The organism is Staphylococcus sp. FSL K6-3157, from assembly GCF_038005145.1.
GTDB lineage: Bacteria > Bacillota > Bacilli > Staphylococcales > Staphylococcaceae > Staphylococcus > Staphylococcus equorum.
Map to the genome: position 1 here is coordinate 2,547,729 of NZ_JBBOSM010000001.1, position 16,589 is coordinate 2,564,317.

19 protein-coding genes and 1 pseudogene are annotated in these 16,589 nt (G+C 31.5%); 8 read left to right on the top strand and 12 right to left on the bottom strand.

Annotated features, from left to right (window positions below):
• Window positions 1-13 precede the first annotated feature (13 nt).
• Window positions 14-643, top strand: coding sequence for an immunodominant staphylococcal antigen IsaB family protein (gene isaB, locus MHB47_RS12320; RefSeq protein WP_340756961.1), 630 nt, complete (start codon window positions 14-16; stop codon window positions 641-643).
• A gap of 194 nt (window positions 644-837) precedes the next feature.
• Here the strand turns inward: isaB and MHB47_RS12325 are convergent, their stop codons facing one another.
• The 3 genes from MHB47_RS12325 to MHB47_RS12335 all read right to left on the bottom strand — a co-directional run bounded on the left by MHB47_RS12325 (window position 838) and on the right by MHB47_RS12335 (window position 3,838).
• Entirely contained in the window at window positions 838-2,313 is a 1,476-nt protein-coding gene (locus tag MHB47_RS12325; RefSeq protein WP_340756963.1) for a Mur ligase family protein, read from the bottom strand.
• A gap of 147 nt (window positions 2,314-2,460) precedes the next feature.
• Window positions 2,461-3,279, bottom strand: a complete 819-nt coding sequence (locus MHB47_RS12330; RefSeq protein WP_340756965.1) for an anti-sigma factor — start codon at window positions 3,277-3,279, stop codon at window positions 2,461-2,463.
• Window positions 3,269-3,838 (bottom strand): RNA polymerase sigma factor, encoded by a 570-nt coding sequence (locus MHB47_RS12335; protein WP_069816724.1) that lies wholly within the window; start codon window positions 3,836-3,838, stop codon window positions 3,269-3,271. The genes MHB47_RS12330 and MHB47_RS12335 overlap by 11 nt, the downstream gene beginning before the upstream one ends.
• A 339-nt stretch (window positions 3,839-4,177) precedes the next feature.
• On the opposite strand from MHB47_RS12335, the gene MHB47_RS12340 reads away from it, so the two are divergent.
• Window positions 4,178-4,426, top strand: coding sequence for a hypothetical protein (locus MHB47_RS12340; protein ID WP_340756969.1), 249 nt, complete (start codon window positions 4,178-4,180; stop codon window positions 4,424-4,426).
• A 265-nt stretch (window positions 4,427-4,691) separates the two neighbouring features.
• On the opposite strand, the gene allB is transcribed toward MHB47_RS12340, so the two are convergent.
• Both allB and allW read right to left on the bottom strand, forming a co-directional pair.
• Window positions 4,692-6,053, bottom strand: coding sequence for an allantoinase AllB (allB, locus tag MHB47_RS12345; RefSeq protein WP_340756971.1), 1,362 nt, complete (start codon window positions 6,051-6,053; stop codon window positions 4,692-4,694).
• A complete protein-coding gene (allW, locus tag MHB47_RS12350) occupies window positions 6,043-7,533 on the bottom strand; it encodes an allantoin permease (protein ID WP_340756973.1) in 1,491 nt (496 codons plus the stop codon). The genes allB and allW overlap by 11 nt, the downstream gene beginning before the upstream one ends.
• Window positions 7,534-7,794: 261 nt before the next feature.
• On the opposite strand from allW, the gene MHB47_RS12355 reads away from it, so the two are divergent.
• A complete protein-coding gene (locus tag MHB47_RS12355; RefSeq protein ID WP_340756975.1) occupies window positions 7,795-9,408 on the top strand; it encodes a PucR family transcriptional regulator in 1,614 nt (537 codons plus the stop codon).
• 132 nt (window positions 9,409-9,540) lie between these two features.
• Here MHB47_RS12355 and MHB47_RS13490 read toward each other — a convergent pair.
• The 5 genes and pseudogenes from MHB47_RS13490 to MHB47_RS12375 form a co-directional block, all read right to left on the bottom strand.
• Window positions 9,541-9,717 (bottom strand): annotated as a pseudogene (locus tag MHB47_RS13490) (GrpB family protein); the annotation flags it as partial.
• A 321-nt stretch (window positions 9,718-10,038) separates the two neighbouring features.
• A complete protein-coding gene (cspD, locus tag MHB47_RS12360; RefSeq protein WP_002506017.1) occupies window positions 10,039-10,239 on the bottom strand; it encodes a cold-shock protein CspD in 201 nt (66 codons plus the stop codon).
• Window positions 10,240-10,607: 368 nt separating this feature from the next.
• On the bottom strand, window positions 10,608-10,766 hold the full coding sequence (locus MHB47_RS12365; protein ID WP_340756977.1) for a hypothetical protein: 159 nt from the start codon (window positions 10,764-10,766) through the stop codon (window positions 10,608-10,610).
• Window positions 10,767-10,835: 69 nt separating this feature from the next.
• Window positions 10,836-11,219 carry a phosphate-starvation-inducible PsiE family protein gene (locus MHB47_RS12370; protein ID WP_230456613.1) on the bottom strand — a complete coding sequence of 128 codons (384 nt, stop codon included), beginning with the start codon at window positions 11,217-11,219 and terminating at the stop codon, window positions 10,836-10,838.
• A 132-nt stretch (window positions 11,220-11,351) separates the two neighbouring features.
• Complete coding sequence (locus MHB47_RS12375) at window positions 11,352-11,552, bottom strand: hypothetical protein (protein WP_340756979.1); 201 nt, start codon at window positions 11,550-11,552, stop codon at window positions 11,352-11,354.
• Between the two features lie 375 nt (window positions 11,553-11,927).
• Here MHB47_RS12375 and MHB47_RS12380 point away from each other — a divergent pair, with 375 nt between their 5' ends.
• The 5 genes from MHB47_RS12380 (at window position 11,928) to MHB47_RS12400 (ending at window position 14,164) form a co-directional block, all read left to right on the top strand.
• Entirely contained in the window at window positions 11,928-12,266 is a 339-nt protein-coding gene (locus MHB47_RS12380) for a hypothetical protein (RefSeq protein ID WP_340756981.1), read from the top strand.
• A gap of 41 nt (window positions 12,267-12,307) precedes the next feature.
• Window positions 12,308-12,478: a hypothetical protein gene (locus MHB47_RS12385; protein ID WP_021339655.1), complete on the top strand. Its 171-nt coding sequence runs from the start codon at window positions 12,308-12,310 to the stop codon at window positions 12,476-12,478.
• An 85-nt stretch (window positions 12,479-12,563) separates the two neighbouring features.
• Window positions 12,564-12,767: a hypothetical protein gene (locus MHB47_RS12390; protein ID WP_340756983.1), complete on the top strand. Its 204-nt coding sequence runs from the start codon at window positions 12,564-12,566 to the stop codon at window positions 12,765-12,767.
• A gap of 272 nt (window positions 12,768-13,039) precedes the next feature.
• Window positions 13,040-13,186, top strand: coding sequence for a hypothetical protein (locus tag MHB47_RS12395; RefSeq protein WP_340756985.1), 147 nt, complete (start codon window positions 13,040-13,042; stop codon window positions 13,184-13,186).
• A 243-nt stretch (window positions 13,187-13,429) separates the two neighbouring features.
• A complete protein-coding gene (locus MHB47_RS12400) occupies window positions 13,430-14,164 on the top strand; it encodes a halocin C8 precursor-like protein (protein WP_340756987.1) in 735 nt (244 codons plus the stop codon).
• A gap of 169 nt (window positions 14,165-14,333) precedes the next feature.
• Here MHB47_RS12400 and MHB47_RS12405 read toward each other — a convergent pair whose 3' ends face one another.
• Together MHB47_RS12405 and guaA are read right to left on the bottom strand one after the other, a co-directional pair.
• Complete coding sequence (locus MHB47_RS12405; protein WP_340756989.1) at window positions 14,334-14,900, bottom strand: DMT family transporter; 567 nt, start codon at window positions 14,898-14,900, stop codon at window positions 14,334-14,336.
• Between the two features lie 129 nt (window positions 14,901-15,029).
• A complete protein-coding gene (guaA, locus tag MHB47_RS12410) occupies window positions 15,030-16,571 on the bottom strand; it encodes a glutamine-hydrolyzing GMP synthase (protein ID WP_002506045.1) in 1,542 nt (513 codons plus the stop codon).
• Window positions 16,572-16,589: the final 18 nt, after the last annotated feature.

The window sequence follows — 16,589 nt, forward strand, 5'->3', positions numbered from 1 at the left end:
GGGGTGAAGCATTATGAATAAAAAATTATTAGTATTATCATCAACAGTCGCAGCTACAGGATTTTTAGTAGGAGCAGGAAATGGCGTAATTGGAAATAACACTGCACATGCAGATGCAATGAATCCTCAAGAAAATAACATGAACAACAATATGCAACAACAAGCCATGCCAATGGAAAACGATATGGCTATGGATCAAGGCATGAACGACATGCAAGGCAATATGATGAAGGGTAACATGGAAGAAGCTATGATGCCATATTATAATTACACAGGCTACACAACATATGATGGCCATTTTACTCAAGATTATGATTTTGTAAGAGCATTAAAATACGATAATGTAATGATTGACGGATACAAAGTTAACGCTGCAACAAACGATAAAGATGTAGCTACAAGCAAAAAAGTGAATGACACAATGGTTGATATGAATAAAGATGGTCAAGTCGTTAATATCACTTTTGATACTAAAGCAGATACAGTAAGCAAAGCAATGTTCAAAAAAGCACATATGTCTAACCACATGTCTGACGAAGGACAAACAGAAAACGGCTCATATATAACTTATGAAACAAATCATGGTATGTATACAGCACACTTCGACGAACAGGGCTATTTAATGAAAGTGATGATAAGTTAATAAGCAATAACAAAAAGGACCTGATTATAGGTCCTTTTTTTGTGCTTTATATAATAATTTATAATGTGGTTATATTAATAATTACGAAATGATGGCAGTTTATAAGACCGACTCCAATGGAAAAAGCACTCACCAAAGACTACAAGGTGAGGATGTGCCCATAGAAAGTGTACGCAACAAAAATGCCAATTTAGTTAAATAGCATCCATTTGTAGTATTTCCTCTATATATGATTGGTCATCGTGTTCATACTTACTGCCTTTAAAGTTCTGTGGTTCATTAATGCCAGTAAGTAGGATGACTTCATTATTGCTATCTGTGGCATATAGCAGCTCTCGTATACCTTCTTTTCTCGAACATCCATTTAAAACCACACGCTTTTTATAACAATCAGGTAAATGTTGATTCATAAATTTGATGATAAGTTTAGAATCTACATACCCTACTTGCTCTGCAGCCAACATCAACTTATTCACCCCATCAGGAAGCTCATCGACAGTCAAAGCAATTTTATCAAAACCTCTTAAGCCTATACCAGTAATCATCGTATTTAATTTTTTTCCTATACTGTCCGTATAGTCTAAAGCATTGTTTACTGATTCTCTAACTGCTAAAGCCGTATGTGCAAAATCTAAAATAATCGTATATGCACCTACGTCAATAATTTGAAAACGATGTAAAGGTGAACCAATCACATGAGCTGCTTGAATAATGGCTTCGATATCGAAACCCATTTTATGCAATGCAAACATACTCGTCGCTAGATTAATGTAGTTATGCCCGCCCTGAAATGTAGGATGAACACAATACTTCGCTCTATCGATGACGATATCAATATGACTATTTTCCGCATGATATTGGTAATATGTTTCTTCTTGATTTGAAAAATATAAATCATCTTTTGCTATAGTTCTATATTCAGTCGTGTCCCAATTTACTAAATTCGATTTACTTAGATCATCCAACTTTAACTTAGCATTTAAATAATTTTCTATTGTGCCATGATATTCAAGATGTTCCGGACTAAAGTTAGTAAATACTGCTAACTCATTTTGAATGAAGTCAATGCGTCTTTGTTCTAAAGCAATAGAAGTAGCTTCATAAACTATATAATCATAATTTTTACGATAAAAATAATCTATGATTTCTCCCATTTCAAAATACATCGGCGTCGTTTGCGTCGTATGGTTAAATTTCATTTTGTTATAATGACTATCAAATACGCCCATCGTACCGATGATGGCTACTTTTTTATCTAACTGTGTTAATAAATTACCAATCATATGACAGGTTGTTGTTTTACCGTTTGTACCCGTCACTGCAATGAAATTTAAAGCGTCAATGGCGCTTCCATAGTATAACTTCACTAATTGATTAGCCACGTTAGGAAAATCATTAATATAAATAACAGGCATATTAAATTCAAAATCTTTAAAAGCAGACGGAGACGCATCTGTAATCATAATCAATGGTTTCATTTCATTCGCACGTTCCGCATAATAAACCGTATTGTCCGAGCACTTCAACATAAATATTGTGTCTTGCTGAATATCTTGATACATTGACGTGATTTTTTTACAGGTCTTATCTGTCTTCACTTTTACGCTTAATGAACGCTTAACTATATTTTCCCCAATTGTTAATAATATGTCTTCAACAGTTATTTTCATTATATTCACCCAACATTTATCGTTTATTTTATAATACTTAAATATGCATATTAAAAAAGTAATTATAAAGTATACGTATAAACCAAAGAAAAGGATCACATTAATTTGTGATCCTTTCAAAATCATTTTTTCTAAATTAAAACCTAGTTAAATTTCATTACTAGACATAATCATTTGTCCTTTAGGTTGCTTATTATTAGGTGATGGTTCTAGTGTGATTGCTATTTTATCTTTTTTATCAACATCTACATTACTCAAGTCAAAAACAACCATACCTTTATCATTCGCACTCGCAAACGTGCCTGCAGGGTGTGCTTGCTCGCCTTTTAATATCCACACTTGATAAACTTCATTACCTTTTGTTGCTTCAATATCATTGGCTTCAACCATTAATTTTCTATCTTTTGTACTACTAGAGTCAGACAGATAGGCTTGCCCTTGCACTTCGTCTCCAGACATGGACTTTAAGTTTATTGCTTTCGCATCATTCGTATTAATCATAGAAGGTGATTGGTTTTGAGATGCCTTATATCCAAAGTATTGCACGCCATTACCTATAATAGATAAGAACAATAGCGCTACTATAACGCCTATCGATACACGCTTGGTAATAACACTTTTAGATTTTTTCTTTTTGTGTTTTGAAATATGCGCTGTTTGTTGATTTTCACGATTGTTATTTGCACTTGTTGTATCAAGTTCATCTTCTTGTTGTTCTTTTTCTGCTTCTTCGTTTGAATTGTTTTCTTCATCTAGCACTGACGTTAAAATTCTTTTCTTCATACCTGTTGGCGGTTCAATTTCTTTATTACTATAAGGAAGTGAATCGTGAAGAACGTTTAGGTCTTCTAAAGTCTCATGGCTTTCAGATGACAAATCTAATTCTTGTTCAACTTGCTCTTTTTCACTTTCGCTCAGATTGTCATTGAAATAATCATATAGCTTATCAACTTTATTATCTTTCATTTTCTCCACGCTCCCTTCTTAAATGTTTTTTGGAATAATCGTTCAAATGCTTAATTGACAGCCTCATTCTACTCTTAACAGTGCCCAGTGGAGTTTGTAGTTTATCAGCAATTTCTTGCTGACTCAAACCTTTATAATAAAACAAATAAATAATCTTTTGTTGGTCTTTATTTAAAAGTGAAATCATTTTTTTAATTTCTTCAGACACTTCCTTATCCAATAAGTCATATTCTGGTAGATGATCATTTTGTATTCCTTGAAAATCCTCATCAAACTCATTTTCAATATGTTTATTCTTTCTTAACATATCAATTGATTTATTTCGGCATAGCGTAATAAGCCAAGTCGACATTTTCCCTTTATTTGGTTTGAATATAGCTTTTTGATTCCAAATTTTCATGAAAACATCTTGCAAAACTTCTTCACTAGATTGAACATCTTTTGTGATTTTATAAGCCAAATTAAATAACAATGACTCATATCGATCATATAGGATTTCTAAACTTTCGCTGTCCTTTTTATCGATTATTGATCTATAAAGATCATTTTCATCTATCATGCCGTCCCCTCCTTAGTTTAAATTCAGTATCTAGAAATACCTATCCTATATGTATATTTACATATGTATTCAATAAACATACGAAAGTTATTCGTTAAAAGTTTAACTTTCAAGAATCTTTTTATAGTATCGCTAAATAATTAGAGTTATTTCCTTTTCCCCTTTTATTTTTAACCTATTAATCACATTACCACTAATAGCTCAAGCATTTCATTACAAAAGTGGTTGTACACATGTTAGTTAACTAACATGTGTAATAATACTATAAGCCTTCGTACTAGATTGTCTATAAATAGGTGTTACACTGGACGTAAATCATAACCTACTGGAGGGATTTTGATGAGTATCATTCTTATACTAATCGTAGGTGCTATTGTAGGCATCAGTTTATCACTTTGGTTAACGAGTAACTCAATTCCCACTGTTATTGTCAGTCTGATTTCAGGTGTTTTAGGCGCATTTATAGGCACGTCTTTATTAATAGCACCAAGTATGTATTTCTTAATCACAGCATTTATAGGCGCATTTACGCTTACATTGCTTGTCTTATTTATAATTGAAACTAGTATAGAAATAGTTAGTTACTAATTTCGTTTCAATCATAAATTAATCTTTTAAATTCAAGGAGTTATTCCTTATTGAATAGGGCACTGAGAAACATAAACTTTTGCAAGGAGTATTTTATCAATGATTATAAAAAATAAGTCTAGGAGCATAATTATCCTAGACTTATTTTTTATTTAAAGACCCTAAAATAATTTTAAGACGTTTTATGTTGTTAAACTTTAATATACTTAATGCTCAAAAATGATTTATATAAAGCAGTAGTTGCCATATTTTAAATACTTCAATCTTAAATAAATTGTCCCACACGTTTTTCAGAAACACCAGTTTCTTGATTGTAAATTTCTTCGCCTCTTAGAATGGTTTGCGTCACTTGCGCGCCAATTTCACGACCAATATAAGGGCTCATCTTATTACGGTATGCTAAATCTTCAGCTGCTAATGTGTATGGTGCATTCGGTTTGATTAATATGAAGTCTGCGTCTTTCCCAACAGCAATACTACCTTTTTTTTCCAACCCAAAACGTTTCGCAGGTGCTGTAGCAATAATATCTGCAAATTTATTTAATGACATATTGCGTTTTTGCACACCTTCATCAAATAGAATATCAACATTATTTTGTAAGCCAGCGATACCGCCCCATGCCTCAAAGGCATTATCTGTATCTTTTAAGTCAGGTGTACATGGAGAGTGATCAGAAGTAACAAATCCAATATCACCATTTAATACACGTTTCCACATACCTTCTAAACGAGACTGTTCTCGGATTGGAGGTGAACATTTTACAACTGGCCCTATATCATCTAATTCTTCTTTATAGAAATATAAGTAATGTGTGCAAGTTTCACATGAAATATCAACACCTTCTTGTTGCGCTTTGATAATTTCATCCACGCCTTCTTCACAAGCAACATGTACAATGTGTACACGACAACCAGTTTCTTTAGCGAATAAAATAATTTTACGAATTGGTTCAACTTCAGTAAAAACTGGTCGACTATCGACATATGCACTTAAAGTTGTTTCGCCATTTGCTTTAGCAATTTCACCTAAACGATCTGTAATCGTTGCATTTTCAGAGTGAATTGAAAGTATTTTACCTGTTTTAGCAATTTGCTTCATACCTTCGTATAATGAATAGTCATCCACATTTTCAAAATCGCCTTCAATTGAGCGATCGCCACATGTTGCTAAAAATGCTTTATAGGCCACAACGCCTGCTTCATCTAATTCTTGTATACCTCCGTTTAAGTTATATGGTACTAAACCACCATAACTTGCAACATCTACTGAAAGTTCATCTTTACCAGCATCAAATTTTGCTTGAATAGATGCTTTATCTGTTGTAGCAGGTACTTGATTTAAAGGCATCTCAATAAATGAAGTTACGCCACCTTTAGCTGCTGCGTTTGTTCCAGTTACATAACCTTCCCAACCATCACGATAACCGCCACCTGGTTCAGTGATATGAACATGTGCATCTACCATACCTGGTGAAACGATTTGGTTTTGAGCGTCAATTACTGTTTCCGCTTCACCTAAATCTTGTCCAATCGCAGCAATTTGGCCATCTTTGACACCGATTTCTACATTCTCTTGACTATCTTCTAAAATAACTAATCCATTTTTTAAAATTAAATCATATTTCATTATAATTCACTCCTTCTTGTTTTTTTGAAAATAATTTAACTGAATAATGCAATACTATATAAACTAAACTGGATATAAAGAATCCTATAAACCATGAAAAATCAGAAATCACTGTAAACGCTGGTAAGAAACCTAATAGTGATATCACAACACCTAATATCGTTGCAATGTAGGCAGAAACGTTAATTCTTTGTACTTTTACGTTTTTGTCATGTAAGTCAAAGTATAATTTATCAATATCTATATGGCATTTGGATACCAGATAGAAATGTACAATCATTACACCAGCAACAGGACCAAGTATCGCACCAATTGCATTTAAGAATAAAAAGATGCTATCTTCGTTTTCCATCATTTTCCATGGCATAATGACAACACTTAGTACCGAAGCAATGACCACCCCTCGTTTATAGTTAATCCACTTAGGTAGTAATGCACTCAATTGATATGCAGCAGGTATGATATTACTCGTTGCATTAGTAGAAATGGTTGTCATTAATAGAACGCCTGTCGAAATCAATATTGCCCAGAAATTACTCCATTCATTAATGATTGTTAAAATGTTCCATTCTTGATGTCCTAGATAAATTGAGCCACCGATAATAATGAACACACTCGCAATCGCGAATAAGACATGGGCAACAACGATACCGGAAATTTGGCCAATAATTTGAGTTTTAGTAGATTTTGCATTTTGAGTGAAGTCTGAAACACTTGACCCCGGGCCAGCCCAAACTCCTAATAAAGAGTTAAAAATTAAAACAAATGATAATATCGCTGGATAAATAATCCCATCTGTCTTCGTTGATATCTCATAATTCATGATATTACTGAAACCTCCAGCAACAGTAAGACCCCATATAGCCATACCACCAAATACAATATAAATCAGAGGATTCAATAGAGCAGTGAATTTATTTAATATATCTCCACCACCAAAACCAATTGCAAAACTAATTGCCCAAAAAATCAAAAATGCGATAAGACCAGGTATTGAAATACCTAATATTGTTATCCCACTTCCTATATGTTCAAATCCTGGGAAAATTTTATTCAATAAAATTAACAATGCTTGGGAACCAGCAAATGTTTGTAAGCCAAACCATGCAATTCCAGCAACAACACCACGTAACACACCCGGTAACTTAGCACCGATATCGCCATATGTATCTCGTAATTGCATTGCAAAAGGTATGCCATATTTAGAACCAGCATAGCCATTAGCAACGAGTAACATTGCAATAACAAATGAACTTAGAATCAACGCAAATATTACTTGCAATGGTGATAATCCTATTAATAGAAACCCACCAACCGCTGTATAATTAGGTATATTATGAACAGCACCCATCCATAAAGTGAAAAAGTTAAATGCAGAATTATTTCTCTGCGTTGATGTCTTCGGCATTATGTCTTTATTATAACCGCGTTTTTCAAAGAAAGATTGCTCATAAGCCGTTTCATTCCCCTGTCTTTCCATATATATATCTCCTTTGCTTCAATAAGCTAGTCACTATATTTTTAATCTTTAATAATTAGTTTATTACTTATGTAAGCGTTTTTCTTTGTTAGTAATGACATATATTAGGCGGAATTTTATATATTTCGAACAAAACATGTGTATAATAATTTTTATATAACATTATTTTTTATAGGATTTATACTATTATATAAGTATATATATTGACAGAAACAATAATATTCCTAATTATATAAGAAGATGGAAACGGAGGATTCAAACATGACTACACTAAACGAAATTTTGTCCGTTCCTCAGTTTAAGGGATTAGAACTGATTAACAAAAACGGGGATTTGTCATCAGAAGTTTCAAATTTAGATATTACTGAAAATAATGACATTAAGCATTTCACATCTCAAAACTCTTTTATACTCACAACTGGTGTTTTATTTCAAGAGAATCAAACAAATTTAAAAAGATTAATTAAAGATTTACATGATATAAATACGGCAGGTCTTGGTATAAAAGTCTCTAGGTTTTTATATGAAATTGATAAAGATGTTATAGCCTTTGCTGATAAATTAGGTTTTCCATTAATAGAAATTCCAGAAAGTTGGAATTTAGGTGAAATTACGTACCAAATTTCTTCTTATATTTCAGACTCAGAAACCGGAAAACTAAACTATGCTTTACGCATCCAACAAGAGCTAAATCAACTACTCATCAAAGGTTATAGCATCAATACAATGATTCAACGTATGAGCAAGCTACTAGGCGTACCTATTATACTTTTTGATCCTTTCAAAGCACCTGATGCGTTAAGTCATCATTATGATCAAAATAAAAAGTTAACTAACGAACATATTGGTTATTTCCTTAATCATTATCAGCAGTCATCTGTTTATGATAAAAATAAACAAGTTTTTGAAAATAAAGATCATGTCATCTTTAAAGTTTTGGGTTACACGTATTTCCCTTACTATTTAATGGTCTCACAAGTCAATAAATTGTCGTATCCTTTCAGCTTATTGACAATTGAACAAGTCGTCAGTGTATTGAGTTTCGCATTGTACAAAAATACAAAAATTGAAGAAGCAGAGCAAAATGATATTAATCGCTTTTTTGAATCTTTAGTTAATAACCAAAATGATCAAACGCTCTCTATTAAAAGACATGCCGAATTGCTCAAACGTTATAATATTTTTAAATCTGATTATTATCAAATTATCATTTGTGACATTGATACACCGGATAGTTTAGAAAATAGTTATTATCTCAATGAACGATATCAACTAACATTTCACTGGCTAAAACATATGTTTACTGGGCTAGATGATTATATTAGTATTTACAAAATACCAAGTACAAATCGCTTTGCTATTTTACTACAAAACCGACATGACTATTATTCTGACTATCTTGTGCGAATTCAAAATAGCTACGGTAATCATTTTGAAGGAAGTATTTCCTTTGGTATAGGCAATGAAGTTACAGAGTTCACGCAGATATCCTCCTCATTTTTCGAAGCAAATGAAGCATTTGAAAATGGTTTACTAAAAGACAAACAGGAGTTCATTTCTTACTATCATTCAAAAGATATAAAAGAACTTTTACAATTAATACCTAAAGAGAAATTACAGCCCTTTATAAAACATACTTTAGGACCACTAAGCTATCCTAAAACCAAAAAGGATGTAGAACTGAAACAAACTTTACAAGTCTATATGGATAACCAATGTGATATAACAAAAACTGCTGAAAAAATATATATTCACCGTAATACTGTTAAATATAGAATTAATAAATGTAGTAACTTGATTGGTGTAAATATTGAAGATCCGATGCATTCATTAAATATTCGAATTGCTTTATACATTTCTGATTTCACTATGTAGGATTAATTTTGTACACTACTATTTTTCAAAAATTCACAACAAATACCCTTGTCTCAGAGTAATAATCTGAAACCAAGGGTATTTAAATATTTTTACAAACTACGCTTTCATTCTCTCTTATTAATTCAAATACTATGTTAAAATATCTTTTCCTTCACAATATCCATCTATATTATAGCGAAAATTTTGTGCTAACTTTTCTTTTAATTCACTGTATTCATGTGCAATTGCTTCGTATGTACGTAAGCAATATCTTAATGCTACAATCTCATAGGTATCTGTATTCTGAATTAAATATATGCTATGGGTTCGAGGTTTTTCACCTTTCTTTTAAAAAGTCTACTTTTACTTCCATTTTCATCTCAACCACTTTGTTTTTGGTTTCGAATGAATAAGTAACTCTTTTCATAGAAAAACACCTCCGTATAAATTCATTTTAGTATGAATTCAACGAAAGTGTTTTTATTTTGTTCGCACAATTTGGGGTCAGTTCAAAATTCATTTTAATATATGAAGGTGTCTTTATTGTATTAGATTAAAGAGTTTTACGTTTTATACTTTCATTATTCATTTTGAAATTTAAATTTAGGCATAAAAAAAAGACGAGTTATACTCGTCTTTTAGCCGTTATTATAATTTAACAACGTTAGCTGCTTGAGGACCGCGGTCGCCTTCAACGATTTCGAATTCAACAGCTTGGCCTTCTTCTAATGATTTGTAGCCTTCTTGAGTGATTGCTGAGAAGTGTACGAATACATCGTTTCCACCTTCAACCTCGATGAAACCAAAACCTTTTTCTGCATTAAACCATTTAACTGTACCGTTATTCATATTAAATTCCTCCATGTGCTTTTGCACTAATATTTGTAATCTGTCTTAAAAAATCAAAAGGAGTAAATTCAAAAGAATAAAACTACAAATCAATTTCACGAACTAAATTACTTAATACCTATTATAACGAGTTATACTCATTTTGTACACCCCTATTTCTAATTTAATTTTAATTTTTAATCTTTGATACGAATATATTGTGTTGCTCGACTCATTTTATTTTCAGTTAAACCTGCGTACACTATGCCTCTCATTAATATGACCACTAATTACATGGCCGTTTAGAACATAAATTCACTACATAAAACAATGAAGATACTCTAGCAAGTGTGCTCCATTGTTTCAAATGACTCTATTTTTAGATTATATTATACTCTTTTACGTAATTGATCCATTATTTTACTTACATATTTTGAGTAATCTTTTCCTGTTTTCTTTTTAAGTTTATCACTTATTTTATACAAACCTTGCTCTAATTTACCGTTTTTTACATATTTACTTAATGTGCTTTTTACCTTATTTTTCAATTATAAATCTCCTTTTTTACATTCTAAATGCTTATTAGTATTTCAGTCACAAAACCTGCGTCTTAACTTTTAATCTAATGAATAGCGTTTCAATAAGTGTAAGCAAAATATTAATACACCAATTGTCACTGCAAGAAGCAATGTTTCAATTGCATTATAATGCTCTACAATAATAAATCGAATCACTGCCGTAATACCTACGTAAATAAAAAATTGTAATGAGAAATGATAATTCTTTCTGAAATATTGTATGATTAAAAGTATGAATTCGATATGCATGAAAGCAATCAACATTTTCTCTACGACATAATTATACTTCACATTTTTATTTTCTATAAAGGTATAAATCATACCCCAACATTCTTGAAATAAAAATACGACTAAAATAACTCCTAATATTGCAATACAGAGGTTTAAACAAAAATAAAGTGCTTTAGTGAAATAATCTATCACTTTGTTCAATATTAATAAATCTCCTTAGCTTGAGAATGTCCTTATACAAACACTTGTATAAGGACATCCATTTTAACATTTATATCATAAATTACATCATATAAAACCTTATAAATAAAATTTATAATTCAGCTAACCAACTAGAAATGTGCCCACTAACAATATTACCGAAATAATCATCGTCCAACTCAATATGGGTGCTACTTTATCAATCATTTTTTTATATTCTTTATCTGGCGCATTATTTTTCTTTAAATGCCAGCACTTTGTTAATAAATACAATGCTTCTAGAAAATTAACGAGCAAGACTATAATGAAGATTGTGACGATCATAAATATACCTCCTTTTTTATAATAATATGTAAGCTTAATTATTGTGCTTTTTTCTTATGCTCATAGCTTTATAAACGAGGTAACCTGCATTTAGCATGGTGATTATCACTAATATAATTAATAATGGCATACTTAATGAAGATGAACCGAAAGCTATGATTAATACGAGAAAGATATTTATAAAACTAGAAATCATAAAACCCGTGTCTAGATCCTCTTTTTTCTTCATCTATACATCTCCTTGATATTAATTTCTTTTAACAATACACTAACATAAAATTTTTCACCATTTATATTTTTATTGATAATATATTTATAAGCAATACAAAATGGATTATACTTATATTGTCGATTAATAAATGAGGAGAGTTTATTTTGAAATTACTTTTATTCTTCATTGCTATTTTGATATTTTCATCAATTTGGACAGTGATAACAAGCAAGTATTTACCAAGTGAAGCTGTGGATAATAACAAGAACAATAGCCGATATAACAAAAGACAAAATAAAATATTCATTGAAATTTTAGCTAGAACTTGCGTTTGGCTAGTTTATATTTTAGTACTCATACTTATATTTCGACTTTTTGGTTTTTGGGATACCAAAAGCAGCCTTTTCATGAACTATCCTGAAATTATATTTTTAGCTGCAACTTTTATATTAATTGTCATAAATTATTTAGTTGTTAGGAAAAAATACACTACTGGTGAGTAATAAAATAAGAATACATAATATAAAAAAGGATTGATGCAATTATGAAATTCATAAATTTTACTTCAATGACAGAAAAAGGATTAAATAAAAAAGTGAATGAATTTTTAACAGAAAATCCATATATCGAGATTATTAAATTCGATTACCAAATGGGTTATAGCGGCTGTGGCGTCGGCATACTTTATAGTGACACGAAAGTTTCTAATTTATAATAATCACCAGAAATTAAAATAGTAAGTGAACATCTAATAGTCTTTAAAAATTTTTAGAAACCAATTAACTTAAGGGGAAATTAAAATGAGCAAGTCTCTGTTTATACACAGCACAATTAACATTGCGCTTATGATCATCCTATTCATATTGAATTTCACCAATATAGGTGGATCAACAGCTTTAATCGTATTAGCAATTGTATTTGTTTGTAATACGATATTATTACTAAGCGCAAACAGTAAACATGTTAAGAAAGATGGCACTACTATGGGTAATTATGAGAAATAATAGTACTGATTACATAGGAGGGATTTCATGAAATATAACGATTCTCAATCAAATATTAAAGATGTTAGGACAATATTTTCAAAGCTTTTTCCAATACCTTTAATGTTTATTGTATTTGCAATATACACCATAATAACTAAAGATAATACAGCTTATATAGTTACATCTATAATCGCATTAATATTTTTCACATCATTGCTAACGTTAGATATTAATGCCTACATAAATTATAAAAGACGAAACAAGCAGAATAAACGGAATGGAAGATATGTATGAATTTTGGTAAATATAAATATGATTATAACTATTTACTCATGTCTACACCACTTTTAGTAGTATCACTATTTGTACCATCAGTATTTGTTGCCTTTTTCATATGTATATTTTGTGGATTTGAGAAAAAGAATAAGAATGATTAATGATGGTATATTCATTGATGAAGACAAACCGGGTACTATGATTAATACAAGAAAACTGTTTATAAAACTAGAATGCAATGAATTTTTTAAATCTTTGTTGCCACTTACTAATAGTCACACATTGTAAAAAACGAACAATATGAAGTCAAATAATTTATATAAAAAAAATGATACAAGAAATAATTTCTATGATAATTTTATGATATAATATAATGGAGTAAGAGCGTAAAGGAGTTAATTATTTTGAGAAAATTTTTATTTTCATTTTTATCGCTAGTATTAGTAATTTCTTTTAGCATTATTCCATTTTTTCAACAAGCACACGCAGCCAGCGAAGGAGTCCATAAGCCTAAAAGTAATGTCAGCACTAAAACTAAGAAAAAAATAATTAATATAATTAAAACTTCCAAAGAGTATAAAGAGTATGCCACTTCAACTTCTATTGACTCTATAAATGATGAAAATGTAATCGTTCACCTAAACAAAGGCGAGAACACAAATGTGTACTCTATCAATTATATCTTTGGTAAAAATCTTGCTAAACAAAATAATAACTTAGCGATGGTTGAACTGAAATATAATGAAGCCAACGGAAAAGTTTTCTATGCCCACTCAATGTACACAAAATTTGTAAAACATAATGGTAACCAGTTTGTTAATTTACAAGGAGTTTTAAATAACAAACCATACTATAATTTTAATCTCGGCAAAGACGGTAAATTGTATAATGAAAATTTCAAAGTTTCTTCTAAGAAAGAAATTGAAGCTGACTCTTATAAAAATTTACCTCACAAAGAACGAGGTTGGTGTGAATGGGCAGTAGGATCACTTTGTGGAACTGGTGGTGCTGGAGGTTGTTGGGCAGTTGCTGTTGCTTTAGGTATTACCACAGGTTTGGGTGGCTTTGGTATAGCAACAATATGTGGCTTAATTACTTCATTAGGTTGTATAGGCGCGACAAACTATATTTGTAGATGAACGAAATGAGGTTTTAGTATGGCGATGTTTATCATAATATTCCTATTTGTATACTCTATAGTCATAACGTTAATGTATTTTAAAAATCAAAAATAAATTAAAACACTCTTCCTTTGAAAGGGCGACTCTAATAACAGTCACCCTTTTGTTGCTTTTGGAATTATCTAAATCAGACAATCTCTTTTTTCTTTAATGCTAAATATGCACCAAAACAAGCGAGAACTATGCCCACAATTAGGTTTAAATTGATTTGAGTCTCTCCCATAAGGACACTTGCGCCTCCTCCTATTACTGGAAACATCGCAACCATATACCCACTTTCAGATGCTCCAATATTACTGATCAATTTTAAATAGAATAGCCACGCTAAAAATGAAGCAAATATAGCTAAGTATAATAACCCGAACCAAAAATTCGGCTCTTGTGGCAACGTATATGAATAGCTTTTAAACCCAGTATAAATAACTAAAAATAGGACTGCCGATAACATACCTATAGTATTTGCTAAAACAGGATTAGTATTATTATTACTATTGTATAAAGATAATACATCTCCAATAGATGTGATTATAGTACCTATTAAAGCCATTATTATGCCTATTATAAACTCACTTGTAAGTTGGTTTAAGTCTGGGAATAGAATTACCACCACACTTATTAAATCTATAACCCCACCTAAATATATTCTGTTAGCTATTTTACTTTTAAATACTAGACTTATAAATATAGGCGTCAATTTAAAATATATATACATAAACATTTCTAGTATTTTGTTTCATCCCTGTTTATTAAAATTATCTATCTCGGAAAATTACAAAACCCCCCCCTTAAGCCTATGGCCTAAGGGGGTGCATCATTCTATATATTATTCCCACTCAATTGTGCTTGGTGGCTTAGATGTAATGTCATAGACGACGCGGTTAACGTGGTCTACTTCGTTTACAATACGACTTGAAATCTTTTGTAAGACTTCCCAGTCAATGCGTGCGAAGTCACTTGTCATGCCATCAATAGAAGTTACAGCACGAATACCTACTGTGTGATCATACGTGCGGTAGTCTCCCATAACACCTACAGATTGGATGCCTGGTAATACCGTGAAGTATTGCCAAATCTCACGTTCAAGACCTTCTTCACGTACAACTTGTCTTAAAATCGCATCAGATTCACGTACAATTTCTAGTTTATCTTCTGTGATTTCTCCAAGTACACGAATACCAAGTCCAGGACCTGGGAATGGTTGTCTCCATACTAAATGTTCTGGAATTCCTAATTCGATACCTAATTCCCGTACTTCGTCTTTAAACAATGTATTGATTGGTTCGATTAATTGGAATTCCATATCTTCTGGTAATCCACCAACGTTATGGTGTGATTTAATTGTTTGTGCAGTTTTCGTACCTGATTCAATAACATCCGTATACAATGTACCTTGAGCTAGGAAGTCTACGCCTTCTAGCTTAGACGATTCGTCATCAAATACATAGATAAATTCATTACCAATGATTTTACGTTTTTGTTCTGGGTCAGATACACCTTTTAGTTTACTCATGAAACGTTCTTGTGCGTCCACACGAATAATGTTCATATTGAAACCTTCACCAAATTGTTCCATTACCATGTCGCCTTCACCTTTACGTAAAAGACCATGGTCTACGAAGATACATGTTAATTGGTCACCGATTGCTTTGTGTAGTAATACTGAAACTACTGATGAATCTACCCCACCGCTCATTGCAGAAAGGACTTTACGATCGCCAACGAGGTTGCGGATTTTTTCAATTTCAATATCGATAAAGTTTTCCATTGACCATTGGCCTGTACAATCACAGACGCGACGTACAAAGTTACGTAATAAATCATTACCGAATTCTGTATGACGTACTTCTGGGTGGAATTGTACGCCATAGATACGGCGCTCTTTATCTTCGATAGCTGCATAGCTTGTACTTGGGCTATCTGCAATAACTTCAAAACCTTCAGGAATTTCAATTACTTTGTCCGAATGACTCATCCAAACATTTTGTTCTTCTGGTAAACCAAAGAATAATTCATCAGTTTTAGCATTAATAACTGCTTTACCATATTCGCGTTCATTAGCGCGCTCAACTTTTCCACCTAATAATTTAGTTGTAAGTTGCATACCATAGCAAATACCTAAAATAGGAATACCTAAATTATATATTTCTGGATCAATTGTAAATGAATCTTCTTCGTAAACTGAATTTGGTCCACCAGAAAGGATAATACCTTTAGGGTTTAAACTTTTAATTTCATCCATACTCATTTCATGGTCGTGTAATTCACTGTACACTCCCATTTCACGAATACGACGTGTAATTAATTGGTTATATTGGCTACCAAAGTCTAAAACAAGTATGAGCTCTTGCTCTTTCGCCATTTCCATAACTTTTAAATCTCCTTT